Here is a 23,901-nt window from a genome sequence, read left to right as displayed (position 1 = left end):
TCCAGTTAACGGACTATTTATGCGTATTCATATCCTCGGTGTATGCGGTACTTTCATGGGAGGGCTGGCTGTGCTGGCTCGTGCTCTGGGTCATGAAGTGACTGGCTCTGATGCCAACGTTTACCCACCAATGAGCACTCTTTTAGAGCAGCAAGGCATTGAGCTTATTCAGGGTTACGATTCGTCACAGCTCGATCCTGCACCGGATTTGGTGATCATTGGTAATGCGATGGCCAGAGGCAACGCCTGCGTTGAAGCGGTACTTGAGCGCAATATTCCTTACCTTTCTGGCCCGCAGTGGCTGCACGATTTTGTCCTGAAAGATCGCTGGGTGCTGGCGGTGGCCGGGACCCATGGCAAGACCACCACGGCCGGCATGGTGGCTTGGATTCTACAGGCCTCCGGGCTTGAACCAGGCTTTGTGATTGGCGGCGTTCCGGGCAATTTTTCTGTTTCGGCAACACCTGGAAACAGTCCATTCTTCGTCATTGAAGCGGATGAATATGACAGTGCATTTTTCGATAAGCGTTCCAAATTTGTCCATTATTGTCCGCGCACCTTGATCCTCAATAATCTGGAGTTTGATCACGCCGATATTTTTGACGATTTACGCGCTATTCAACGCCAGTTTCATCATTTAATACGCATCGTGCCGGAAAGCGGCAGGATATTGGTGCCTGAAAATGACGGAAATCTGAAACAGGTGATGTCAATGGGGTGCTGGAGTGAGGTGGAAAGCCTTGGTGAAGGTGGACACTGGCAGGCAAAGAAACTGTCACAGGACGCATCATGCTGGGAAGTGTGTCTGGACGGCGAAAAAGTGGCAGAAGTGAACTGGTCGTTAGTGGGCGAACACAACATGCACAATGGTCTGATGGCGATTGCCGCTGCGCGCCATGTCGGCGTGAAGCCAGAAGATGCAGGCCGTGCACTTAACGACTTTATCAATGCTCGTCGTCGTCTTGAACTGCGTGGCGATGCCAGTGGCATAAAAGTGTATGATGATTTTGCCCACCATCCTACGGCGATTCTGGCTACGCTTACTGCACTGCGCAGCAAGGTAGGCGGCACAGCGCGTATTCTGGCCGTGCTGGAACCACGATCGAATACGATGAAAATGGGTATCAGCAAAGACGACCTTGCACCCGCTCTGGCCCGGGCGGATCGTGTGTTTTTGTTTCAGCCCCATCATATTCCCTGGCAGGTTTCAGAAGTGGCCGATGCCTGCGTGCAGCCTGCTCACTGGAGCGCGGATGTTGACGTGCTGGTCGAGATGATTGCAAAAACGGCACAGCCCGGTGACACCATTCTGGTGATGAGTAACGGCGGTTTCGGAGGGATCCACCAGAAGCTGCTGGACAGGCTGGCAAACCAGCAAAACGGTGGTGCGGAGCGCTGATTGTTTATCGCCTTCCCGGTTAAAGTAATGGACGGGACGCGCTGTTGCGCCCCGTCACAACTCAGCCTTCGGCCAGTTCGCGTAAATACTGGAAAATCTGACGGTAGGTTTTTGGTGGCTTGCCTGCTACTTTTTCTTTTTGAGCGTTACGGATCATCTGGCGCAGCTGTTGGCGATCGGCGTCTGGATAGAGATTGAGTACCTCTGCCATAGCATCATCCCCTTGTTCCACAACGCGATCGCGCAACATCTCCAGCTTGTGGAAAAGCGCCACCTGTTGATTATGACGATTTTTCAGTTTATCCAACGCCTGACGGATCGGATCTTCATCCCGTGAACGCAGTAATTTTCCGATCAGCTGTAACTGGCGACGTCGCCCTTCTTTTTTTATCTTTTGCGCGAGTTCAATGGCGTCACGCAATTTTTCATCCATAGGGATCTTATCCAGCAAGTTTTTACTCAGATCTACCAGTTCGGCACCCAGGCGCTTTAACTCCTCGGCATCGCGTTTAATTTCACTCTTACTGACCCAGATAATTTCATCATCTTCTTCTTTGTTATCCGGTACATCATCGAGCCAGTCATCGGGCTGTTTAGTCATGGGAGGCTCCCTAAAAAAGAGGCTCATGCTATCAGGAAACGCAGGCTACTGCGAAATTGTTCTCTGACTCTGTTAGACTCAAATTAACCTTAATCACGCAAGAGCCGGGAAGTCTGGCATTTCAATGCAGGCCAGAAAAACCCTCTGTTAATTATATGGCAGGTCGATGAAATTACTCTCCCAAGTTGCAGAACAGCGTAAAATCCTGGAGCAGGCGGTCGTAACAGCACTTGAACTGGCGAAAGCGAGTACTGATGGGGCAGAAGTCGCGGTAACGAAAACTACCGGCATTAGCGTCAGTACTCGCTATGGCGAGGTTGAAAATGTTGAATTTAACAGCGATGGCGCACTCGGCATTACCGTTTATCACCAAAACAAAAAGGGCAGTGCCTCCTCTACCGATCTCAGCCCAGAAGCGATAAAACGTACTGTTCAGGCAGCCGTGGATATTGCCCGTTACACATCTCCCGATCCCTTTTCTGGCGTGGCGGATCGCGATCTGCTTGCCTTTGATGCGCCGGATCTCGATCTTTTCCATCCTGCCGATCTCTCGCCTGAACAGGCGATTGAACTGGCGGCGCAGGCTGAACAGGCGGCGCTAAAAGCGGATGCCCGCATTGCCAATACCGAAGGCGGCAGCTTCAACAGCCATGTTGGCATAAAAGTCTTCGGTAACAGCCACGGCATGATTGAAGGTTACAGTTCCAGCCGTCATTCACTTTCCAGCAGCGTGATAGCAGAAGCGAATGGCGATATGGAGCGCAGTTATGCTTATACTATTGGTCGTGCTTTGACCGATCTGGCTTCGCCTGAATGGGTGGGTGAAGAGTCTGCCCGTCGCGTATTATCGCGCCTTTCTCCACGTAAGCTTGCCACTATGAAAGCGCCGGTTATCTTTGCTGCTGAGGTGGCTACCGGGCTGTTTGGCCATCTGGTTGGCGCCATTAGTGGTGCCAACGTTTATCGGAAGTCGACTTTTTTACTGGATTCTCTTGGTAAGCCGATCCTGCCTGAATGGCTTACCATTCAGGAGCAACCGCACCTGCTGAAAGGGCTGGCCTCCACGCCTTTTGATAGCGAAGGTATCCGCACTGAGCAGCGGGACATCATCAAAAATGGCGTATTGCAAAACTGGCTCCTTACCAGCTATTCAGCACGCAAACTGGGCTTGCAAAGCACCGGCCATGCGGGTGGTATCCATAACTGGCGCATTGCCGGACAGGGAGACAGCTTCGCACAGTTGCTGAAGAAAATGGGCACGGGCCTGGTGGTAACGGAGCTGATGGGACAGGGCGTTAGCGGCATCACCGGTGACTATTCCCGTGGCGCGTCGGGATTCTGGGTGGAAAACGGTGAAATTCAGTATCCGGTCAGTGAAATTACTATTGCGGGTAACCTGAAAGAGATGTGGAAAAATATCGTCACTGTCGGCAGCGATATTGAAACCCGCAGTAATATTCAGTGTGGCTCGGTGCTTTTGCCAGAAATGAGCATCGCGGGTCAGTAATTGCTTCACATTTACGTATTATTATCAGGATGGCTAAATGTCGCCCTTTTTTACTGTCTGTTTGTATTAAAAATATAAGGAATTGAGCAATGCGTAAAACATTATCAGCCGTGTTAACAGCGTGCCTGCTGTGCTCCAGCTTTGGCACACTGGCTAGTCTCGAAGATGATATGGGGGTGTTGAAAGGTGCATATCGTACCGTAATGAAAACTGACGATCTGGTGGAATTCAAAAAAGCGCTGACCGATATGCGCAATGCGGCTGAAGATGCCAAAAAACAAACGCCGGAGAAGCTGAAAGGTCAGTCTGTGGAGGATGCGGAAATGAACGCTTATCGTGCTGAGATGGACAAGCTAATCGGACAGATTGATACCAGTATGAAACTGGCAGAAGCGGGTAATCTTCCCGGCGCGAAAGCAGAAGCGAAGAAATTTGATGACACCCGTAAGGATGGTCATAAAAAATTTCGCTAAGACGTCAAGCCGACGCGTTTTGAATGCTCAACACCACGTCCTGTGGGCGTGGTTTGGTTCTCTGCTATTGTGTTTAGCAGGCAGAGGCGTTTTTTCAGGGTTGTCGGTACGAGTCTGTACATAAATTTGTGTAATTGCCTGATTTTGATATGTTCAATCCAACATCAAAAACAGGTTAATTTATGGGCGAAAAACAGTTGCAGGCCCTGGCTAACGAACTGACCAAAAATCTCAAAACCCCAAAACCCCAAAACCCCAAAACCCCAAAACCCCAAAACCCCAAAACCCCAAAACCCCAAAACCCCAAAACCCCAAAACCCCAAAACCCCTGACGATCTCAACCAGTTTGATCGCCTGCTGAAAAAAATCAGTGTCGGGGCGGCGCTCAACACCACATTTCCCCCTTTTAAATATTATTTTGCTGCAACAATTCTAATCATAAAATTAATTATTATTTTTCAATAAACCCATAGTTAATGTATTTCCCTCATTTTTTTAACAATATGCGCTGTATTTCAGGAGGTGCTTTCTGTTATTGCATTGAATTTATGCCTTTGAAATATTTAATGTGATTTGCCTCTTACTTCCCGTCCCTGGATGCAAAAAATAATCATTTTGTGGCCGCACTCGCTCGCTGCGTTATTATTTCCACTTTGAAGTGGAAATAATAACGCTCCACAGCGTCTCTTTCTGCCGTTAATTTATTCCCATCGGGAAAAGACAGCATGTCTTCTCTCAACCGGAATGAAAAGGAGGCATGGGTGGAAAATAGCGGGGTGACGGTGAACACAATAAGCGGTGACCAGGCTGTTCAGGCGCTGGCAGAGAAGGTGATATCGCAAATAGCCCAATTATTTAACGAACAGAATATTTATCCCAACAGTGTCCAGCAGCAGATGTTGGTTTCGCACGTCAGGGCAATGGCATTGCGTTCTCTTACGGGAGAGTCGTTGCCAGAGGTGGAAGCCGGGCTGTTTGAAGATATCTCACCCGAATCACTGTCTCTGGCACAGAAAGTGGTGGATTTGTTCGGAAACTTACCCGTCGAAGAGGCCTGGTTGCTATCCGTCCATTTCGAAGTCGCGAAAGCAAATACAGAACATCAATGAACTGAAAATCAAGGAAAAGAAGATGTCACAAATCATTGTAGTCATTGGCGATCGTTTGGGTAAAGGCCAAAAGGTGGCTGTGGGTGTGGAACGGGCGGGAGGGAAAGCCATCGTGATTCCAGGTGTAGCGGCAGACATGAAGCTGGGTGACGTGATGAAGTTGGAAAATGCGTCGTTCGGCATTTCGTTTTGCGGCAGCGGCGGGGCAGGTGCCATCACCGCTCAGACTAAATATGGCTATAAAGCGAAGTACGGTATGCGCTCCATTGACGAAGGCGTGACCGCCATCAACGAAGGTGCCACGGCGCTGGGCTTCGGCTTTATGGACAAAGAAGAGCTGGGTGAGCGTCTGGTGCAGGCGTGGACCAGGAAGCACGGTGCCTGACCGATGAAGGAGCAATTCACTACCACGGTGACCGTCAGTGGTAAGGGCGACAGCAAAGCCAGAGCCTTTGCCGACGCGTTGAGCCGGGTACAGAACACGCTGCTGAAATCGACCAACAAGGTTCTGCTGCGCATTGAACCGCAGGAAGTGAAGGTGGTTCAGGCCCGGGAGAGCGCCAGGAAGGAGAAGTTTCTGTTCTTCTTCCTGGCGAGAGAACGACGGAGTTACAGCATCGAGCTGGAAATTACCGTCAACGTGAGCGTCATTGACGTCGATAAAGTCGATTTCATCACGTAATAAAGCCCTGCCCGCAAGGGTAGCAATCACCATGACTTAAAAATGTTGGCGTAAGCCTGCAAGGAAAGACTGATGTTTTTAATCATTCTCATAAAGTCACTTATCATCGGCTGCCTGGTCGGCGCCGGTGTCGGCGCCGGGGCAGCGCGTATGTTCCATGCACCTGCAACCCAGGGAATGGGGGCATTTCGCACACTGGGCGAACTTAATTCCTGTGAGGGCGATCCCGCTTCTCATTTCTCCTTTGGCCTCGGTTTTTTCTTTAATGCCTGGGCATCATCCGTAGCAGCAGGCTCGTTCACCCAGGACGTTGATCATCGCATTATTCCTCATTGGGGGGCAGCTGCGCTGATGGTAAAAAACCGTAACCTGGCTGAAACCCTGCACGATCCTAAAAAAATGGCGATTGCTTGCGGCATCATCGGCATGATCGTGGTGGCGTTTCTCAACTCCACCGCCTCTGCTGTCCCTGCTGCCTTGCAGGTAACGGCGGTCAAAGTGCTGGTGCCAGCGGCTAACCTGTTGGTGAACACCGTGATGCCAGTGATCTTCTGGCTGGCGGCGGTTGATGCCGGCAAGAAGTCGGGGTTCTGGGCCACCATCTTCGGTGGTCTGGCGCAGCTGATTATGGGGAACGCCGTACCGGGTCTGGTACTGGGTATCCTGATCGGTAAAGGCGTGGAAGAGAGCGGCTGGAATAAGGTCACCAAAGTGATGATGTTTGCCATCGTGCTGCTGTTCGTGTTGAGCGGCTTCTTCCGCGGCTTCGACATGAAAGTGCTGCAGTCCTTCCAGCTGGGTGTCCCGGGCTGGCTGGAGATGATCCACAACACCCTGAGCGGTAAATAAGAGGGCCACGCAAATGGAAGAATCTAAAAGCGGTTTCTGGTATGCCGACTGGTCATTTCCGATTTTCGTCGGGCTGCTCTCAGCCGGGGTGTTTGCCGGTACGCACATGTACTACGTCTATGGCCTTGGTGCCTTTAACGAAGTCGCCTTCGTCTCGATGCTACGTTCCGGCATGGAAACCGGCGTCTATGGCGCGGTAGCCGCTTTCGGTGCCAGCTTTCTGTTCGCCCGAATTATCGAAGGATCGCTGGTGGGCATCCTGGATATCGGCGGAGCTATTCAGACCGGTATTGGCCTGGGTGTCCCTGCGCTGCTGCTGGGAGCGGGCATTATCTACCCGGTCGCCAACTTTGCTGCTTCGCTGGTGACCGGTTTGGTGCTGGGCGTGGCGATTGGTTACGTCATTATCCTGGCGCGTAAATTCACCATCAATAACAGCGACTCCACCTACGGGGCCGACGTGATGATGGGCGCAGGTAACTCATCCGGTCGCTTCCTCGGGCCTTTGATTATCCTGTCGGCAATGACCGCATCGATTCCGATTGGTCTGGGTTCACTGATTGGCGCGCTGGGTTTCTATATGTGGAACAAACCGATTACCGGTGGCGCAATTCTGGGCGCGATGCTGTTGGGTGCTATTTTCCCGGTTGCTCTCTGAGGTAACGGCGGTTTGCCCGAAGCCGGGCAGACCGCTTTGACGGATGCTGCAAGCATCCGGTGATACAGGAGTTTGTCATGTTTGATCTCATCATCCGCCGGGCGCGTCTCTCTGACGGCAGCCTGACCGATATCGCAGTCCGGGACGGTAAAATTGCCGCGCTTGGCGAGGTAAAAGGGAGTTCCACGCAGGAGCGCGATCTCGCGGGACGCTTCTGGCTGAGTGCCGGCTGGATCGATTCCCACGTGCACTGCTACCCGAAATCGCCCATCTATCATGATGAAGCGGACAAAGTTGGGGTGGAAGCGGGCGTGACCACGGTGGTTGACGCTGGTAGCACTGGCGCAGATGACGTTGACGAGTTTTATCAGCTCACCCGCAGCGCCAGTACTCAGGTGTATGCCCTGCTGAATATTGCCCGCACCGGGATACTCACCCAGAACGAACTGGCGGACATGGACCAGATCGATAAGGTGGGCGTGCGTGATGCAGTGCAGCGCCTGCCCGGATTTATCATCGGCATTAAAGCCCGCATCAGCAGCAGCGTGGTGGAAGCGAACGGCATCAAGCCACTGATTCGCGCGAAAGAGATCCAGCACGAAAACGGTGATTTACCGCTGATGGTGCACATTGGCAACAACCCGCCGGATCTGGACGAAATAGCCGATCTGTTGAGCAGCGGCGATATCATAACCCACTGCTACAACGGCAAGCCTAACCGCATTCTGACGCCCGCCAGAGAACTTCGTGCCTCGGTTACCCGGGCATTGCAGCGCGGCGTTCGCCTGGATGTCGGCCACGGCACCGCCAGCTTCAGCTTTGACGTGGCGCGGGTGGCGATTGCCCAGGGCATCCTGCCGCATACCATCAGTTCCGACATTTACTGTCGCAACCGCATCAATGGCCCGGTCTTCCGCCTGGCCCATGTGATGTCCAAATTCTTCAGCGTGGGCATGACCCTGCCGCAAATCATTGACTGTGTCACGGTCAGCGCGGCAGAGGGCCTGCGCCTGCATGATAAAGGCCAGCTGGCAGTGGGTTACGACGCCGACCTGACCATTTTTGACGTCAAAAAAGAGGAAACTTGCCTGTTCATCGACTCTGAGGGGCAGTCGGTGGCGGGTGAGAAGCAGCTGATGCCGCTGGCCGCCGTGGTTGGCGGTCAGTGGTTTATTACCGATGAAGGGAAAAAACATCATGTCTTCGATCTATGAAAAATACGGCTTAAAACAGGTTATCAATGCCTCCGGCCGCATGACTATTCTCGGTGTTTCCACCCCGGCCGCCGACGTGGTCGATACGGTGAAGTATGGCCTCAATCACTATTTTGAAATCAAGGACCTGGTCAATAAGACCGGGGCTTACATTGCCAGCCTGCTTGGCTGTGAAGACGCGGTGGTGGTTGCCTGCGCTTCGGCTGGGATCGCCCAGTCTGTTGCGGCGGTCATCGTGAAAGACGACGACTGGCTGCTGGAGAATCTGCATGCTGCGCCGCTGGTGGTGCCGCACGACATCGTGGTACCGAAAGGTCACAACGTAAACTTTGGTGCGCCAGTTGGCACCATGGTGGCGATGGGTGGCGGACGTCTGATTGAGGCGGGCTACGCCAACGAATGTTCTGCTGACCAGCTCTCTGCTGCCGTGACGCCGCAGACGGCTGCGATCCTCTACATCAAATCTCACCATTGCGTGCAGAAAAGCCACCTGAGCGTTGAGCAGGCAGCAGTGGTTGCCCGCAAGCATGGCGTTCCTCTGATTGTTGATGCCGCAGCAGAAGAAGATCTGCAGTGCTACTACCAGGACGGTGCCGATCTGGTGATCTACAGCGGTGCCAAAGCGATTGAAGGGCCAACCAGCGGGTTGGTCATGGGCCGTAAACAGTACGTCGAATGGGTTAAACGCCAGTCGATGGGCATTGGCCGTGCGATGAAGGTCGGCAAGGAAGGTATCTTGGGCCTGACCCAGGCGATTGAAAACTATCTGGTGCAGGAGAAGGTTTCCGGTGCGCAGATGGTGGAAAAAATGACGCCGTTTATCGACAATCTGAACGCCCTGAACGGCATCAGCGCCCGTGTGGTGTGGGATGCAGCGGGCCGCGACATCGCCCGTGCAGAAATTCATTTTGACGAAGCGGTCATCGGCCATACCACCGGCGATGTGGTGCAGGTGCTGAAAACGGGCGAAATCGCCATCTATTTCCGTGGCTACAAAGCCAACGAAGGGATTGTCGAAGTGGATGTCCGCAGCTTGACGGCTGACCAGCTCAACACTATTTTTGTTTGCATCAAGGCCTTGTTGTCAGGAGGGAAAAACGCATGAAGTTGACTCCCAAATTTTACAAGGATCGCGTGTGCCTGAACGTGCTGGCTGGCTCTAAAGAGAATGCCCGCGACATCTGGCAGGCGGCGGAAGGACACGTGTTGGTTGGTGTGCTGTCGAAAAACTATGACAGCGTGGCGAGTGCCGTGGCGGATATGCGTGAGTATGCTGCGCTTATTGATAACGCCCTGTCAGTGGGGCTGGGGGCAGGTGATCCGAATCAGTCAGCGATGGTCAGCGCCATCTCGGCAGAGATTCAGCCGCAGCACGTGAACCAGGTGTTTACCGGCGTGGCCACCAGCCGCGCACTGCTGTGTCAGGACCAGACCGTGGTCAATGGCCTGATTTCGCCAACCGGCACGCCGGGTATGGTCAAGATCTCTACCGGTCCGTTGAGCGCCAAAGCAGCCGACGCTATCGTGCCGATAGACACGGCGATCGCCATGCTGAAAGACTTTGGCGGCAGCTCGGTGAAATACTTCCCGATGGGCGGTCTGAAAGCCATTAATGAGTTTAAAGCGGTGGCTAAAGCCTGTGCCAGACAGGACTTCTGGCTGGAGCCGACCGGCGGCATCGATCTGGCGAACTATGAAGCGATCCTGCAGATCGCGCTGGACGCTGGCGTCAGCAAAATCATCCCGCATATCTACAGCTCAATCATTGATAAAGCGTCAGGCAACACCCGCCCGGCCGATGTCAGCACTCTGCTGGCAATGACCAAAAAACGGGTCGGATAATGTTTTCCCCGGCGGGCGTCCTGCCCGCCTTTTCTGATATCCATCCTTATAAGCGAGGAGCACCATGCGTAACTGGTCTTTGATCTCTGTAGTGTCTTTAGCACTGATGGCGACCACCCCTTTAGCCGCCCAGGTGCAGTATGCTTACGTTGGTACCTACAATCCCAACGGCGAAGGCCTCTACCGCTTTCAGGTGGATCAGGCGAACGGCGCATTGAGCGGTAAAACGCTGGTCAGCACTCTGCCCAACCCGGCGCAGCTCACCCTCGACGCTCATGGAAAGACGCTGTATGTGGCCAGCGAGAGAGTGAAGGGCGTGGTGGTGGCTTATGCCATCGCAGAGGATGGCAGCCTGAAAATGTTGAACCAGGTCAGTACTCATGGTGCCGGGCCGGTGTATCTTTCACTGACGCCCGACGGCAAATTTCTGCTGGTGGCGAATTACGTCAGCGGCAGCAAAGCGGTTCTGCCAGTGATGGCCGATGGTCATCTTGGCGAGGCCAGTGATACTCAGCAGGATGAGGGACCGGCCGGTGCAGTGAAACCGGCAGCGGCAGTGGAAGGCAGCTTTGCGGTCAGCGACCATAACGGCCCCCATGCGCACATGATCGCCACCGATCCCTCCGGAAAATATGTTTTCTCCACCGATCTGGGGCTGGATCGTATCTACCAGTATCGCCTGAGCCGCGACGGCAAGCTGGAGGCGAACAAACCGGCGTGGATTGCTGCTTCATCTGCCGGTGCGGGGCCACGGCATTTTGTGTTCCATCCCAACGGTAAGTCCTTGTATCTCATTAATGAAGAAGCATCTACCCTGACGCATTATCTGTTTAATGCCGATTACGGCACGCTGACTGAAGCGGCGACCGTATCGTCACTGCCTTCGGGTTACAAAGGCACCAGTTTTGCTGCCGGTCTGGTTATCGATAAGAGCGGCAAAAACATTTATGTGGCGAACCGCCTGCATAACAGCATTGCACATTTCGCCATTGAGCCGAATGGTGCGCTGGACCACATGGATGACGTCTGGACGCGCGGCGACTATACGCGAACCTTGACGCTGTCGCCGGATGGTAAGACTCTGTATGCCATGAACCAGCGTAGCGACAACATTACCCGCTTCCGCGTGAACACAGCCAGCGGTGCGCTGTCGTTTACTGATGACTACACGGCGGTCGGTTCGCCATCGCAGCTGGTGTTGACGCCGTAATGACAGGCCAGGGCGGGATGAATTCCGCATCCGGAGTTGTGCAAATCATCACACCGGGCGGAATAAATCCCGCCCCCGGAATTATGGTTACGTTCGCTGCCGGGGGTGAATTGAGTTGCCCTGGCAGTGATAAACCACAGGAAAAGCTTTGAGATTCCCAAACCAACGCCTTGCCCAGCTGTTTGATATGTTACAAAACGAGACGTTGCCCCAGGATGAACTGGCGCGACGTTTTGACGTCTCCACGCGCACCGTGCGTACCGATATCACCACCCTTAACGAGCTGCTGGCCGACCACGGCGTGCGCTTCGTGCTCAATCGAGGCGAAGGCTATCAGATCAAAATTGAGGATGCTGTCCGCTACAGTCAGCTGCAGCAGCAGTCACCTTCCCATCTGCGAGTCCCGCGGACTCCTGCCGCTCGTGTGCATTATCTGTTAACCCGTTTTCTCACTTCAGCTTTCTCCCTGAAGCTGGAAGATCTGGCCGCTGAGTGGTTCGTCAGTCGTGCCACGCTGCAAAGCGATATGGCTGAAGTGAGAGAGTGGCTGGCGCGCTACCAGCTGGCGATTGAAACCAGGCCACGCTACGGCATGAAGCTGTTCGGCAGCGAGGTCTCGATCCGCACCTGCCTGACCGACCTGCTCTACCAGATTGCCCAGGAGGACAGCGAAGATCCGCTGCTCAATCTGGAAGCGCTGAACAGTGGCATGCTTGGCACGCTGCAGCCTCTGCAGCCTCTGCTGCATCAGTGCTTCAGTCGCTTTAATATCCGCATGAACGACGACAGCGAGTTCTATCTGCGGCTCTACTGCGCGGTGGCAGTCCGGCGCATCAGTGAAGGCTATCCGCTGTCGGATTTCAGTGCGGAAGATGTGGATGACGATGTCCGTGATGCGGCCAGGCACATCATCAACCTGATGCAGCCGATTACCGGCAAGGCGATCTCCCCTTCGGAAGAGGCTTATCTGCGGGTGAATATCGCCGCACGGCGGGTTGAGGATATCGCTCCCAGCGTCATCAGCCCGGATGACGGCGAGTCGCTGGTGAATTACATCCTCAGCTATATCAATACCCACTATAACTTTAACCTGCTGAACGACTCGCAGCTGCGGGCAGACCTGCTGACGCACATCAAGACGATGATTACCCGCGTGCGTTATCAGATCAACATCCCTAACCCGCTGTTGGCGAATATAAAGCATCACTACCCGATGGCCTATGACGTGACGCTGGCGGCGGTTTCCAGCTGGGGCAAATATACGCCCTATGTGATCAGTGAAAACGAAATTGGTTTCCTGGTGCTGCACATTGGTGTCGGGCTGGAGCGGCATTACAACGTGGGCTATCAGCGCCATCCACAGATCCTGCTGGTATGTGATACTGGTAACTCCACGGTGCGAATGATCCAGGCAATGCTGATGCGCAAGTACCCGCAGATTATCGTCAACAATATCGTCTCGCTGCGTGAATACGAGCAGCAGGAAAGTATCGAGGCAGATTTTGTGATCTCCACGGCGCGGCTGACCGAAAAGGATAAGCCGGTGGTGGTGATGTCGCCGTTCCCGACCGAATTTCAGCTGGAGCAGATTGGTAAGCTGGTGCTGGTGGATCGTACCCGGCCCTACATGCTGGAGAAATTCTTTGATGTCAGCCATTTCTGCATTATCGACCAGCCGATGACCCAGACAGCTCTGTTCCGCACGCTGTGCGATCAGCTGGAGCATGAAGGGGTGGTGGATCGCGATTTTTACCCTTCCGTTGAAGAGCGCGAGGCAATCGTCAGCACCATGCTGGGAGAGGGGATTGCATTGCCTCACTCACTGGGGCTGCTGGCGAAGAAAACCGTGGTCTACACCGTACTGGCACCGCAGGGAATCGCCTGGGGTGATGAAACAGCCTATGTGATTTTCCTGCTGGCAATCAGCAAAACCGAATACGAAGAGGCGATGGCGATTTACGATCTTTTTGTCACCTTTATGCGGGAAAGGGCGATGACGCGCCTGCGCGACAGCAAGAATTTCATCAGCTTTAAAGCGGTGGCAATGGATTGTTTAAGTCGGCTGTAAGTGGGATCTTCGCGGTGCGAGTGGATTCTTGCTGGTTGGATTTGAATGAATGCCGCCCGCACTGACAGCGCGGGCAGTTTGCAGTTTATTTCAGAATAGTAAACGCTGTAGTGACATGCTTCACGCCGCTCACGCGGCTGGCAATATCAGCTGCCGCTTTGCCTTCTGCATCGGTGACCAGTCCCAACAGGAATACTTCGCCATTTTCGGTGGTGACTTTCACATTTGATGATTTCACCTGGTCGCTGGCTAACAGTTGTGAGCGAACTTTGGTGGTTATCCATGTATCGGAAGATGTCATGCCAAAACTGGCTTTTTCTGACGTGCGGATCTCATTGTAAACTTCCGCTGCGCCATCAACGCCCATGGCAATTTGTTTTGCCCTGCTTGCCAGTGTGGCATCCGGTGCCTGGCCCGTTAGCAAGACTTTGCCCTGGTAGGCGGTGGCGATGATCCGGGCATTGGTCTTGATTTGTTGATCTTTAGATAACGCATTGCTGACGCGAAGTTCAAGGGTACCGTCGTCTACCTGAGTGCCGATCGTGCGAGGATCGGAAGCAGTTTTGGTTGCCACTGCAGCGCTACCGATAACGGCCGCCACGCAGCCCTGTAACAATAACGTGATACACACTACAGCAATAGCGGGTAATGCCTTCATTTAAGCTCCTTTAAACGTCCTGGTGGGGAAACAAGGTGTTATCGATTAAATCACACAGGCAATTAACGGTTAACATATGCATTTCCTGAATTCTTGCACTGCGATGTGAAGGGATGCGAATTTCGACATCCTGCGGACCTAACAGGCCCGCCAGCTCACCGCCGTCATGACCAGTAAGGGCGATAATGGTCATATCGCGCGTTACCGCCGCTTCAAGAGCCTTCACTATATCGCGACTGTTACCTCGTGTTGAAATAGCCAGCAGAATATCGCCCGCATTACCCAGTGCGCGCACCTGTTTGGCGTAAATCTCTTCATGTATGCGGTCGTTGCCAATCGCCGTCAGCAGCACGTTATCTGCACTGAGTGCAATAGCGGGCAGGCTGGGGCGCTCAGTTTCGAAGCGGTTGATCATGCTGGCGGCAAAATGCTGGGCATTAGCGCTGGAGGTGCCATTGCCGCAACTCAGAATTTTATTACCGTTCAGCAGCGACTGAACCATGGCGATCGCCGCACGTGAAATTGCATCGGGCAATGCCTCAGCTGCGGCGATCTGCGTTTGTATACTCTCGGTAAAACAGACTTTAATTCTTTCCAGCACTTCTTTCACCTGGTCAGTCAATGGTAGAGACGTTACTCTGCCGAAAAAGCATTGGGGAGCCAGTCGGTATCGGCACCGGTTACCGCAATTACGTCAAAGCGGCAGTCAGCCGTTTCCAGGCTTTCACCGAGACCTTGCAGCCATAGTGCTGCGGCTGTCAACAGCTTACGCTGCTTGTTATGGTTAATGCTGGCTGCTGCGCCACCAAATAAAGCATTACGGCGGTAACGAACTTCAACAAAAACCCAACTGGTTTTATCTCGCATTATCAGGTCGATTTCTCCGGCCCGAAAGCGAACGTTTGCCGCGACAAACGTCAGACCAGCCTGTTCAAGCAGTTTGCGGGCATGCTTTTCACAGCCCGCACCTGCTTGCTGTCTGCTCAGGAAACCGGAACGATTTGACCCTGATGATACTGACTCCATATCAACTTCCTGTTGATGATACAATCCGTGGTGGCACTCAGGTTACCGGTTTGCGCCTGGATTTGATAACCTGGCGTCTGGCGAATGTCGTTAAAATGATTCGCCAGGGTCCATGCATCGATACCCATCGCATACAAGCGTACCAACGAGTAATCATTGTTAAAGTTCTTTGCTGCCTGTTGTAACAGCGCAGGCTGGCTACCGATCAGCAGCGGTGCGTCACTGAATTGCACGCCTTCCATTTCCAGTCGGTAGTCAGGGCCGGCACCCGCCTGGAAACTACGTGAGCTGGCATAGGTTTGTACCATACTGCGGCTACTAACACGCATTGAAATCATGGGCTTAATCAACGCCATCTCATCCTGAGTTGCCACGATGTAAACCGAATCGACATTGCCATCACCAGCGGTCTGTGGACTGGTAACCGGTGCCGGAATCGTCAGCCCTGCTACCGTTACGCTCTGTGGTTGTTCTGCCTGCGTTATAATCGGGGTACCGCTAAGACGTAAACCTGCACCACTGTTAATTCCTTGTTTTAACTCGGCTGTTGAACCAAATTGTTGTTGCACTACAGTCGCGCCACCCAGCTTCTGCCATTCTGCTGCAAAGGCTTTGCTCAGACGATCGCCCAGTGAGCTGCGCGGTACCATTAGTAACGGTGCGCGTTTACCCTGATCCCACATATGATGGGCCGCATCCCGGGCTTCGTCTTCAGGAGAAAGCGCAAAATAGCAAAGATTCGGATGGTTCTGCACTGACTCCGGCTTGTTCAGCGCCAGAATATTCAGCGGCGTCTGCACTGAAGTCAGTTGTTCAACATTGTTTTTTAGCAGTGGGCCTACAACCAGTGTGGCACCGTCCTTCTCCGCCTGTGCCAGCACCTGGTCAATAGGCTGAGTGCTGGTGTCATAGACCTGAACCTGCGCCGTGCTGGCGGGTGCCGCTACTGTGGCGCTGCCGGGAATCTGTGCTGCGGGCTGACCTGAATTTGCCGCAGCGGGAGCTTGACTGGCGGCGGCATCCGTTGTGGGAGTCGTTACCGGATTCGCTTCGCTACCGGGTGCTGCTGTGGCCGCCACTCCAGGAGCCGCTATGGTCGGATTGGCACTGGCAGGCTGTGTTGTTGTTGAAGCCTGTGCCAGCAGACCGCTTTTTGCGTCGTTAAAGCCTTTTTGGATAGCATTGGCAAAAACTTGTGCCTGACCGCTCAAAGGGAGCAAGAGAGCTATTTTACCTGTTGAGGATGGCTGGAAGTTATGAACCTGGCTAAGGGTGCCAGGCAACATTTTCGCGGCAGGATTGTTAGGATAGCGCATCTGCCAGTCGGCAATACCCGCTTTTAGCATGTTCAGATCGCCGCTGTTAGCCCTGTAAACATTCAGAAGGTCCAGCCAGCCCTGAAGCGTATTTTCATCGGCATTAATTACCATAGTATTGACCTGCTCCGGTGCCATCTGCATCAGTGCCTGCCAGGTGGCATCGATGTTTTTTTGCTTGTCGGCCGGATTCTCCAGCAGCGGCTCCTGAGCGATAAACGCGCGTAACACGTCGAGGGAGGGGCGTCCCCCACTGGCCGCGATTTGCAATGAATAATACCGTGCCTGCTGCTCCTTCGACAGTGAGCGGGCATCAATCTGCTGCAATAGTTGAGCTGCATCGTTGGTATCATTTTGGCTAATTTTTAACTGAGCTTGTAACAGTAGTGCTTCCTGACGCTGAACATCGCTCAGTTTCTGCGGCAGTTGGCTAATCTGGTTGCTGGCATCAGGGATTTTCCCTTCTTTAAGCAGTGCTTTGATCGCGAGTAATTGCCAGTCAACCTTGTTATCATCTGCACTTTGCTGCATTTGTTGCAGATAGTCGTCAGAGGTGCCAGACGCATTGCCCTGTGCGTTTGCCCGGGATGCCTGATGGTCCTGGCTGGTACAACCGGCAAAAATCAGGGCAGCCAGAATAACAGGCACGCAGCGTCCTGCTTTGTTAAAAATGACTTTCGAAGGAAGCATACTGTATCCAGTGATGTTTTTTTCAAGATGCTCAATATTAAATCGCCAAACCGGATCTAACAATGAAACAACGCGAAGAGATTTCCGCCAGCACGCTGTACATCGTCCCGACGCCGATCGGCAACCTGGGCGATATTACCCAGCGTGCGTTGGAAGTGCTGGCAAATGTCGATCTGATTGCAGCGGAAGATACACGTCATACTGGTCTGTTGCTACAACATTTTGCCATCAATGCGCACCTGTTCGCATTACACGATCACAATGAGCAGCAGAAGGTGGAAACCCTGCTGGCAAAGCTCCAGGATGGACAGCGTATTGCACTGGTGTCGGATGCCGGAACACCTCTAATCAACGATCCCGGCTACCATCTGGTGCGGCTTTGCCGTGAGGCGGGCATCAACGTTGTGCCCTTACCCGGTGCCTGCGCCGCTATAACGGCATTGAGCGCGGCAGGGCTTCCGTCCGATCGATTCTGTTACGAAGGGTTTCTGCCAGCTAAAACTAAAAGCCGCTGCGATGTGCTGCGTGCGCTGGAGCAGGAACCGCGCACGCTGATTTTTTATGAGTCTACGCATCGGCTGTTGTACAGTTTGCAGGATATGGTATCGGTCTGGGGGGCTGGGCGCTACGTGGTGTTGGCGCGAGAAATCACGAAAACCTGGGAGTCAATCAACGGTGCTCCGGTAGGAGAGCTGTTGGCGTGGGTACAGGAAGATAAAAATCGCCGTAAAGGTGAGATGGTGCTGATTGTTGAGGGTTTTCAAGCGGAAGAAGATGCGCTTCCCCCGGAAGCGCTACGCACGCTGGCATTATTGCAACAGGAATTGCCGTTAAAAAAAGCCGCTCAGTTGACGGCAGAAATTCACGCGGTAAAAAAGAATGCGCTGTATAAATATGCGTTAGCCCAGCAGCAGGGGTGACAACCGATGTGGAATACCCTATCATTCGCCCCGAAGCTGACCAGACAGTCGCCGCTTTGTTGTCGTCCTCTTTCGGGGGGAAACAGATAAAGGGGAGGAAAGTCCGGGCTCCATAGGGCAGGGTGCCAGGTAACGCCTGGGGGGTGCAAACCTACGACCAGTGCAACAGAGAGTAAACCGCCGATGGCCCATTTAATGGGATCAGGTAAGGGTGAAAGGGTGTGGTAAGAGCGCACCGCGCGTCTGGCAACAGTTCGCGGCACGGTAAACTCCACTCGGAGCAAGGCCAAATAGGGGTTCATAAGGTACGGCCCGTACTGAACCCGGGTAGGCTGCTTGAGCCAGTGAGCGATTGCTGGCCTAGATGAATGACTGTCCACGACAGAACCCGGCTTATCGGTCAGTTTCAACTCGTATACAGACGCCCATCGGTGAAAATCGGTGGGCGTCTTACTTTGAGCGAAAGATAAATAATTTCCACGCGACCCTTGCAATAAGGACGTGGCTTATCGACTGCTTGAGCTTATCCAAAACAGCCCCAGGAGCCGTAGCCTTAAGGCCGTTCCCTCGGATGCCGGATTGTAGCGTCACTAAGATTTCTGAATTCGCGACAGGCTGAGAAGGAACTCACGCCATACATAATGAGGATAGCTCGTTGTTGATTAGAAATCGTCGCTGCTGTGCGATTCCACTGCCAAATCCGCCATTTTTGGCATGTGGCTGCTAACACAGCCAGTTCTGTACTATTCGATTTGCACTGGCTGAATCGTGCCGGGATGTTGTAACGCGGCGAACAATTTTGGACTGATTCGCGCGATTTACTGGACTTTCAGAACGTCCCAAAAACACCGTTTCTGGACTGTCCATAATATCGCGCCAGCCTGTAAAATAGCACAAAAAAAGCCTCTCAGGCGAGAGACTTAGACGGTCCTGGTGTGGCCGCGTTAACTATGCCGCCCCATAATGCCCGGGTGTATAAATGTTTGTTCAGGTCAATAACGCAAAATTGATCGGTGTTACCGAACAGTTCCCCTCTGGCCGTGACCTTAAAGCGATTTGGCCAGTTCCTCCGCCGTGCGGTAAACCGTGACGCCCGTCAGCGTTTTGGGGACTTCATACAGGTACAGGTGGACCGCTGTCGGAGCGGTGACATAAATCATATCCCCGGCCGTGGTCGGTACGACTGAGGATCGTAACGTGCTGGTCAGCGTTGACCCCAGTTTGATAAACTCCCAGCCGTCCGCCGCTGCATGTGGGCCATGGCCAGTATGCTGAAGTCGGGTGCGGTGTTCAGCAGCGAGATATAGAGCCGTTTTTCCGTGCCGTGGACGGACGCCCCCAGGGCGGGCGGGGTGGATATTTCGCCCAGGTCCAGATCGAGAATCGTCCCCCTTTTCCAGTCACCGTCCTGGAATGTGGCTATATTGACGTTAAAACCCCCGCAGGCGGCCTGTGCTTTCTCACGGAACGGCCGGTAGCGGTATATCACGCCGTAGATTGTCCCGGCGTTATAAATCAGCCTTGCGGTCTCTATGCCCGCCATGGTCCCGACGTTTGACGCGCTGTTTGAAACAAACTTTTCCCCATCCTCCAGTGGATTTTTGAGGAGAAGGGAAAAGAAAGCTTTCGAGATCGACTGGAATTCTTAATCGGTGAGCGTCGCGTTCGTAGTGCTGCGCTCGCTTGGGGGGTGCCTGCATCTACAATTAATAACTATTTACATAAAGGCACAGAGCCAGCCCTGAGGGTTGTACTGGCTATAGCTGAGGTTGAGCAGATAAGTCTTGAGTGGCTTGCTTCCGGTCTAAATAAAGATGGTCTGGCTATAAGTAACCCAAAAAGTAGTGGGGATGATCCCTTGAAGTTTACCTGGCTTATGATTTATGAGTTCCTAAGCCGGGAGGATGCTGAAGCCTTGATAAGGCTGATTCACCAGGAAGGTGCGAGAGGTATACTCACTTATCCGCGTAAGGATGACAGCATTGATAAAGCATTTGAAGATGAAGGAGCGTCTCATAGCGCTGCACGAAACCAAAAAAGGGCACTTCAAGACGGTAAGTTAGACATCACCCAAAGCCCAGCTTCCGATAACAAGGGGCAGGCCCGTTGAAACGAGTATAGAATGGCGCTGCTACCTGTTTTTTGCTGGGTAATACCGATTTGATATGACAATAATCAAAATCCGTTTAAACGCCTTTTAAACTGGATCAAACTACAATCATTCCAGCCCAGAATCTGATGAAAAAAAGTCACTTTTTTATCATTTTCTCGTGACGAGTCCAGAGCTTCTGAAATCACTGTAAGCCTTGCCATCAAAGGGCTGTCGGCTAGTCAGGTGCTGCCCCGAAGAGTCCAGAAATGATTACCACTCCACACTGTCTGGACATCCCTTTACACTACAATCTCACACCTCGCAATGTTTTCATAATGTAATGAGATTGATGTCATATTTTTAAATCTTATTTACATTTTCATATCGCTAAATGAAATCGGTCACATTTTTTTTCCTCATTAATTATTAGATTTCAGGCGGTATAAACATAATCGATTCAGCCATAAGGAAGGATTCATGAAAAAAACGTTGGTGTTATCTACTCTTGCTCTGCTTATATCCGGTCAGGTCTGTGCCAAAAGCTGGGTGCTGACCAGTGCTGAAAGCGGTACAGAACAAGGGAACTGGCAGATAACCAGCCAGCAGCTGAAAATTAAGGATCAAACTTTCAGCATTGAGCAGAAGGTACTCCACGGCGGAAAACAGGAAGGCAGTAAAGTCATCACCATCATCAGTAAAAACGGGCTGACCATAACCCTCAGCCCAACCCGCGGCATGAATTTATTACATGTTGAAGGCTACGGTGTTCGTATGGGATGGGATTCGCCGGTGAAAGAGGTTGTTAATCCAGCGTTTATTAATTTGGAAAGCCGGAATGGTCTCGGCTGGCTGGAGGGTTTTAACGAAATGGTGGTGCGTTGCGGCTATGAATGGACAGGTCACCCAGTAACGGCGGATGGTCGTATCTATACGTTGCATGGCAAAGTAGGCAATATCCCGGCGTCCGAAGTTTCCGTAGAGATCAGTGAAAAGGCGCCTTACGAAATTCGCATCCGTGGATTAGTGAAAGAAAGCACCTTCAAGAAAGTGGATCTGCAGACGGCAACGGAGTTGAGCTATATTCCGGGTAGTAACAGCTTCAGTCTGCATGATGTTCTGACGAACCATGCCGATTACGATCACGATTATCAGATTATCTATCACAGTAATTTTGGTACGCCAATTCTGGAAGAGGGTGCACGCTTTATTGCACCGGTTGAAAGTGTCAGTCCCTTCAATGATTATGCCAAGGGAGGTCTGAAAAACTGGCAAACCTATGCTGCGCCGACCAAAGGTTTTGATGAGATGGTCTTTAACTTTAAGCCGCTTGCTGATTCAAACAAGCAAACCGTTGCGGCAGTTATAAACAAGGCTGGAGATAAAGGCGCAGCTATCAGCTTTAATACTGTCCAGCTTCCTGTGCTGACAATGTGGAAAAATACAGACACGCTTAAGCAGGGCTATGTCACGGGGATTGAACCTGGAACAAGCTATGCTTATCCGGTCACCATTGAGCGTGAGCAAAAACGTGTCAAAAGTCTGGCAGCCGGGCAGAGCACCCACTTCGACCTGACCTACACCCTGTTGCACAATGCGAATCAGGTAGCTGAAGTGGAAAAACACGTATCCAGCATTCAGGGCGCGAAGGCTCCGCAGGAAATTGAAACGCCAATAGCGAAAGAGTAACTGCATTCCTGAACGCGCCATTCTGCGGCGCGGTATTCGTCGAATTATTGCTTTCCCACTGTTTTGGTAAAAATTGCGAAACTGAAAACTGAATGGCATCGGGTGAAACTGCGTGTTGTTATCTGTATGTTTTAAACATAGGTTCTCCGGCTGTTGTTGCAGAATTGGCAACGGCGTTGTTTTTCCTGGCCATCCGGCAATAACAGAAATATTTCGCCCGGCCCCGGTTTCTGAGTCGGTTGCCAATGTCAGATGCAGCGAACATGTCAAAATGTTGGTCCTGAACTTTGGTAGCCGTTCTGAATGACAAAACGTTGCGAACACAGTAAAGGCCGCCGATCCTGACCTGCGAGGGAGGGCTGGTATCCTTACGCCCAATTAATGGCGGAAAAATGGATATTATCGAAAGCATAACGGCCTTACTCATCTGTATACTCGAGCAGGTATTAGCGGCTAACCCGCCCCACCTTCCATATATCAGGGAGAAAGTGTTATGAGTTCAGGACCATTAAACGAAGAAGAACTGGAATGGCTGGATGAAATTCTGCTCAATTACGGAAAAGATGAAGCTGTGCTCGATATGTCCGAACTGGATGGCATGCTGACAGCGATCCTCTCCGGTCCCAATCAACTTTCCCGTTCTCTTTGGTTTGCTGCCATATGGGGAGGAGAGGACTGTCTCCCGCTGTGGCCATCTGAGGAAACGTCGGCACGCTTTACGGAACTGGTGCTGCGGCATATGGAGGATATCAATGAGAGGCTTAATTTTGCACCAGAACAATTTGAACCCATGTTTGGCCTGCGCGAGATTGACGGGCAGTCGTTTACCGTAGTGGAAGAGTGGTGCTTTGGCTATCTTCGCGGCAGTGCGCTGGATGACTGGTCTGCACTCTCTGCTACATTACAGCCTGTGTTTGACGTGATTGCACTGCACGGTAAAGAAGAAAACTTTTCACAACTGGATGATATGACGCAGGCGCAGTGGGAGGAAAGCCAGGCTGCTATCGCACCAGCAGCCCTCGAACTGCGTCAGTTCTGGCGAACAAAACGGCACTCAGGCTTGCACTGAATGGTCGCGCGCGGCCCGTTTTGAACTATTTCAGCCGGGGCGGCGCACAAAAAATAGTGCACGTGAATTCCCTGTTTTGATCTTCACACAGACAGATCGATGACCAGAGCACGTAACGGCGTCTCAGCAACCAATGTCACCGACTCCTCTTCATGGATAAATGCTCCGTCGCCACAGGTAAGCCTCTCTGAAGCCTGTGAGGAGGTTAACACATGAAAACTGCCGTGAACCGACTGTAAATAAGCACGCAGACCACGAAGAGCGATAGTTTGCGTTTCTCCGGTATTTAGCTGCATGTGGTGTATCCATACCTGCTGGCGAAGCTGTAAGCTTTGATCGCTGCCATTCGGTGAAGCCAGCAGACGATAGCCGCTTTGATTGAGCATTTGCGCGCGCTGAATGGCCGTGCCGTCACGTTCCGGGCAGGCATCAAGCCATAACTGCATTCGGGTTAACGGCTCAATTTTACTGAGGTTAATTTCGGTGTATTTTACGTTGGGTTGCGCAGAAAGCAGCAGCACGTCACCTGAACAGGCAAGGGTGTGATTGCCCTCGCTGTCACGATACTCAGCTTCCCCCTGCAAAATCAGATTCAGTATATCCACCCTTGGATAGGTGCACGCCTGAAAGGCAGCTCCCGGAGCTAAAACTTCCTGATTAAGCACGCGCAGAGAGGCATACCCCAGTAATTTGGGATCGAAATAGTGTCCGAATGAAAAGGTATAGCGTGCCTGTAGCCAGCCATAATCAGCTTTGCCACACGCTTGTGCGGTACGACTGGTAATCATCAGAGCCTCCCGATCGGTTTGAACCCGACACATTATTATAAATG

Annotated in this window: 24 protein-coding genes, 1 other RNA gene and 1 pseudogene; 19 read left to right on the top strand and 7 right to left on the bottom strand. The window is 52.5% G+C overall.

All coding sequences use genetic code 11. The annotated features are described in order from the left end of the window. Positions 1–19: 19 nt before the first annotated feature. Positions 20–1,399 carry a UDP-N-acetylmuramate:L-alanyl-gamma-D-glutamyl-meso-diaminopimelate ligase gene (mpl, locus tag LU633_RS21770; protein WP_016190803.1) on the top strand — a complete coding sequence of 460 codons (1,380 nt, stop codon included), beginning with the start codon at positions 20–22 and terminating at the stop codon, positions 1,397–1,399. A 61-nt stretch (positions 1,400–1,460) separates the two neighbouring features. On the opposite strand, the gene yjgA is transcribed toward mpl, so the two are convergent. Beyond that, complete coding sequence (yjgA, locus tag LU633_RS21765) at positions 1,461–2,000, bottom strand: ribosome biogenesis factor YjgA (RefSeq protein ID WP_016190804.1); 540 nt, start codon at positions 1,998–2,000, stop codon at positions 1,461–1,463. Between the two features lie 166 nt (positions 2,001–2,166). On the opposite strand from yjgA, the gene pmbA reads away from it, so the two are divergent. The 13 genes and pseudogenes from pmbA (at position 2,167) to LU633_RS21700 (ending at position 13,612) form a co-directional block, all read left to right on the top strand. After that, on the top strand, positions 2,167–3,507 hold the full coding sequence (pmbA, locus tag LU633_RS21760) for a metalloprotease PmbA (protein ID WP_016190805.1): 1,341 nt from the start codon (positions 2,167–2,169) through the stop codon (positions 3,505–3,507). 89 nt (positions 3,508–3,596) lie between these two features. Continuing rightward, positions 3,597–3,980, top strand: a complete 384-nt coding sequence (gene cybC / locus LU633_RS21755) for a cytochrome b562 (protein ID WP_016190806.1) — start codon at positions 3,597–3,599, stop codon at positions 3,978–3,980. 182 nt (positions 3,981–4,162) lie between these two features. Further along, a pseudogene (locus LU633_RS21750) lies at positions 4,163–4,370 on the top strand (hypothetical protein); the annotation flags it as partial. A gap of 335 nt (positions 4,371–4,705) precedes the next feature. Then, positions 4,706–5,089: a hypothetical protein gene (locus tag LU633_RS21745; RefSeq protein WP_016190808.1), complete on the top strand. Its 384-nt coding sequence runs from the start codon at positions 4,706–4,708 to the stop codon at positions 5,087–5,089. Positions 5,090–5,111: 22 nt separating this feature from the next. Continuing rightward, positions 5,112–5,474 carry an SFCGS family glycine-rich protein gene (locus LU633_RS21740; RefSeq protein WP_016190809.1) on the top strand — a complete coding sequence of 121 codons (363 nt, stop codon included), beginning with the start codon at positions 5,112–5,114 and terminating at the stop codon, positions 5,472–5,474. A 3-nt stretch (positions 5,475–5,477) separates the two neighbouring features. After that, the gene (locus LU633_RS21735; RefSeq protein ID WP_016190810.1) at positions 5,478–5,771 is read left to right on the top strand and encodes a DUF4312 family protein; all 294 of its coding nucleotides are present in this window, start codon (positions 5,478–5,480) and stop codon (positions 5,769–5,771) included. A 72-nt stretch (positions 5,772–5,843) separates the two neighbouring features. After that, a complete protein-coding gene (locus tag LU633_RS21730; protein ID WP_016190811.1) occupies positions 5,844–6,620 on the top strand; it encodes a DUF4311 domain-containing protein in 777 nt (258 codons plus the stop codon). A gap of 13 nt (positions 6,621–6,633) precedes the next feature. Next, the gene (locus LU633_RS21725; RefSeq protein ID WP_016190812.1) at positions 6,634–7,278 is read left to right on the top strand and encodes a DUF4310 family protein; all 645 of its coding nucleotides are present in this window, start codon (positions 6,634–6,636) and stop codon (positions 7,276–7,278) included. 77 nt (positions 7,279–7,355) lie between these two features. After that, the gene (locus LU633_RS21720) at positions 7,356–8,492 is read left to right on the top strand and encodes an amidohydrolase/deacetylase family metallohydrolase (RefSeq protein WP_016190813.1); all 1,137 of its coding nucleotides are present in this window, start codon (positions 7,356–7,358) and stop codon (positions 8,490–8,492) included. Next, positions 8,476–9,597, top strand: a complete 1,122-nt coding sequence (locus tag LU633_RS21715) for a DgaE family pyridoxal phosphate-dependent ammonia lyase (RefSeq protein ID WP_016190814.1) — start codon at positions 8,476–8,478, stop codon at positions 9,595–9,597. Before LU633_RS21720 ends, LU633_RS21715 begins: the two co-directional genes overlap by 17 nt. Beyond that, positions 9,594–10,334 carry a 2-dehydro-3-deoxy-phosphogluconate aldolase gene (dagF, locus tag LU633_RS21710; RefSeq protein WP_016190815.1) on the top strand — a complete coding sequence of 247 codons (741 nt, stop codon included), beginning with the start codon at positions 9,594–9,596 and terminating at the stop codon, positions 10,332–10,334. The genes LU633_RS21715 and dagF overlap by 4 nt, the downstream gene beginning before the upstream one ends. Positions 10,335–10,398: 64 nt before the next feature. Beyond that, positions 10,399–11,544, top strand: a complete 1,146-nt coding sequence (locus LU633_RS21705; protein WP_016190816.1) for a lactonase family protein — start codon at positions 10,399–10,401, stop codon at positions 11,542–11,544. A 148-nt stretch (positions 11,545–11,692) separates the two neighbouring features. Further along, a complete protein-coding gene (locus LU633_RS21700) occupies positions 11,693–13,612 on the top strand; it encodes a BglG family transcription antiterminator (protein WP_016190817.1) in 1,920 nt (639 codons plus the stop codon). A gap of 85 nt (positions 13,613–13,697) precedes the next feature. On the opposite strand, the gene dolP is transcribed toward LU633_RS21700, so the two are convergent. The 4 genes from dolP to LU633_RS21680 are packed head-to-tail and all read right to left on the bottom strand — an operon-like array spanning position 13,698 to position 17,302. Continuing rightward, on the bottom strand, positions 13,698–14,270 hold the full coding sequence (dolP, locus tag LU633_RS21695) for a division/outer membrane stress-associated lipid-binding lipoprotein (RefSeq protein WP_016190818.1): 573 nt from the start codon (positions 14,268–14,270) through the stop codon (positions 13,698–13,700). 10 nt (positions 14,271–14,280) lie between these two features. Beyond that, on the bottom strand, positions 14,281–14,871 hold the full coding sequence (gene diaA / locus LU633_RS21690; RefSeq protein WP_016190819.1) for a DnaA initiator-associating protein DiaA: 591 nt from the start codon (positions 14,869–14,871) through the stop codon (positions 14,281–14,283). Positions 14,872–14,903: 32 nt separating this feature from the next. Beyond that, positions 14,904–15,296, bottom strand: a complete 393-nt coding sequence (locus tag LU633_RS21685) for a YraN family protein (RefSeq protein ID WP_016190820.1) — start codon at positions 15,294–15,296, stop codon at positions 14,904–14,906. Continuing rightward, on the bottom strand, positions 15,254–17,302 hold the full coding sequence (locus tag LU633_RS21680) for a penicillin-binding protein activator (RefSeq protein ID WP_016190821.1): 2,049 nt from the start codon (positions 17,300–17,302) through the stop codon (positions 15,254–15,256). The genes LU633_RS21685 and LU633_RS21680 overlap by 43 nt, the downstream gene beginning before the upstream one ends. A 62-nt stretch (positions 17,303–17,364) precedes the next feature. Between LU633_RS21680 and rsmI the strand changes: the two genes are divergently transcribed. Beyond that, positions 17,365–18,222, top strand: coding sequence for a 16S rRNA (cytidine(1402)-2'-O)-methyltransferase (gene rsmI / locus LU633_RS21675; protein ID WP_016190822.1), 858 nt, complete (start codon positions 17,365–17,367; stop codon positions 18,220–18,222). 32 nt (positions 18,223–18,254) lie between these two features. Continuing rightward, positions 18,255–18,634: RNase P RNA component class A (gene rnpB, locus LU633_RS21670), an RNA gene on the top strand. A 792-nt stretch (positions 18,635–19,426) separates the two neighbouring features. Here rnpB and LU633_RS21665 read toward each other — a convergent pair. Then, on the bottom strand, positions 19,427–19,765 hold the full coding sequence (locus LU633_RS21665) for a hypothetical protein (protein ID WP_016190823.1): 339 nt from the start codon (positions 19,763–19,765) through the stop codon (positions 19,427–19,429). Between the two features lie 147 nt (positions 19,766–19,912). Here LU633_RS21665 and LU633_RS21660 point away from each other — a divergent pair, with 147 nt between their 5' ends. From LU633_RS21660 to LU633_RS21650, 3 genes are all read left to right on the top strand, one after another. Further along, a complete protein-coding gene (locus LU633_RS21660; protein WP_016190824.1) occupies positions 19,913–20,332 on the top strand; it encodes a hypothetical protein in 420 nt (139 codons plus the stop codon). A gap of 459 nt (positions 20,333–20,791) precedes the next feature. Beyond that, complete coding sequence (locus tag LU633_RS21655; protein ID WP_016190825.1) at positions 20,792–22,000, top strand: aldose 1-epimerase family protein; 1,209 nt, start codon at positions 20,792–20,794, stop codon at positions 21,998–22,000. A gap of 493 nt (positions 22,001–22,493) precedes the next feature. Further along, complete coding sequence (locus tag LU633_RS21650; RefSeq protein WP_016190826.1) at positions 22,494–23,069, top strand: UPF0149 family protein; 576 nt, start codon at positions 22,494–22,496, stop codon at positions 23,067–23,069. Positions 23,070–23,152: 83 nt separating this feature from the next. Here the strand turns inward: LU633_RS21650 and LU633_RS21645 are convergent, their stop codons facing one another. Continuing rightward, complete coding sequence (locus LU633_RS21645; protein WP_016190827.1) at positions 23,153–23,857, bottom strand: pirin family protein; 705 nt, start codon at positions 23,855–23,857, stop codon at positions 23,153–23,155. Between the last annotated feature and the right edge of the window lie 44 nt (positions 23,858–23,901).

Origin of the sequence: Erwinia tracheiphila, from assembly GCF_021365465.1 — a bacterium.
Classification (GTDB): Bacteria; Pseudomonadota; Gammaproteobacteria; order Enterobacterales; family Enterobacteriaceae; genus Erwinia; species Erwinia tracheiphila.
This window is presented reverse-complemented; position numbering and strand designations above follow the sequence as displayed.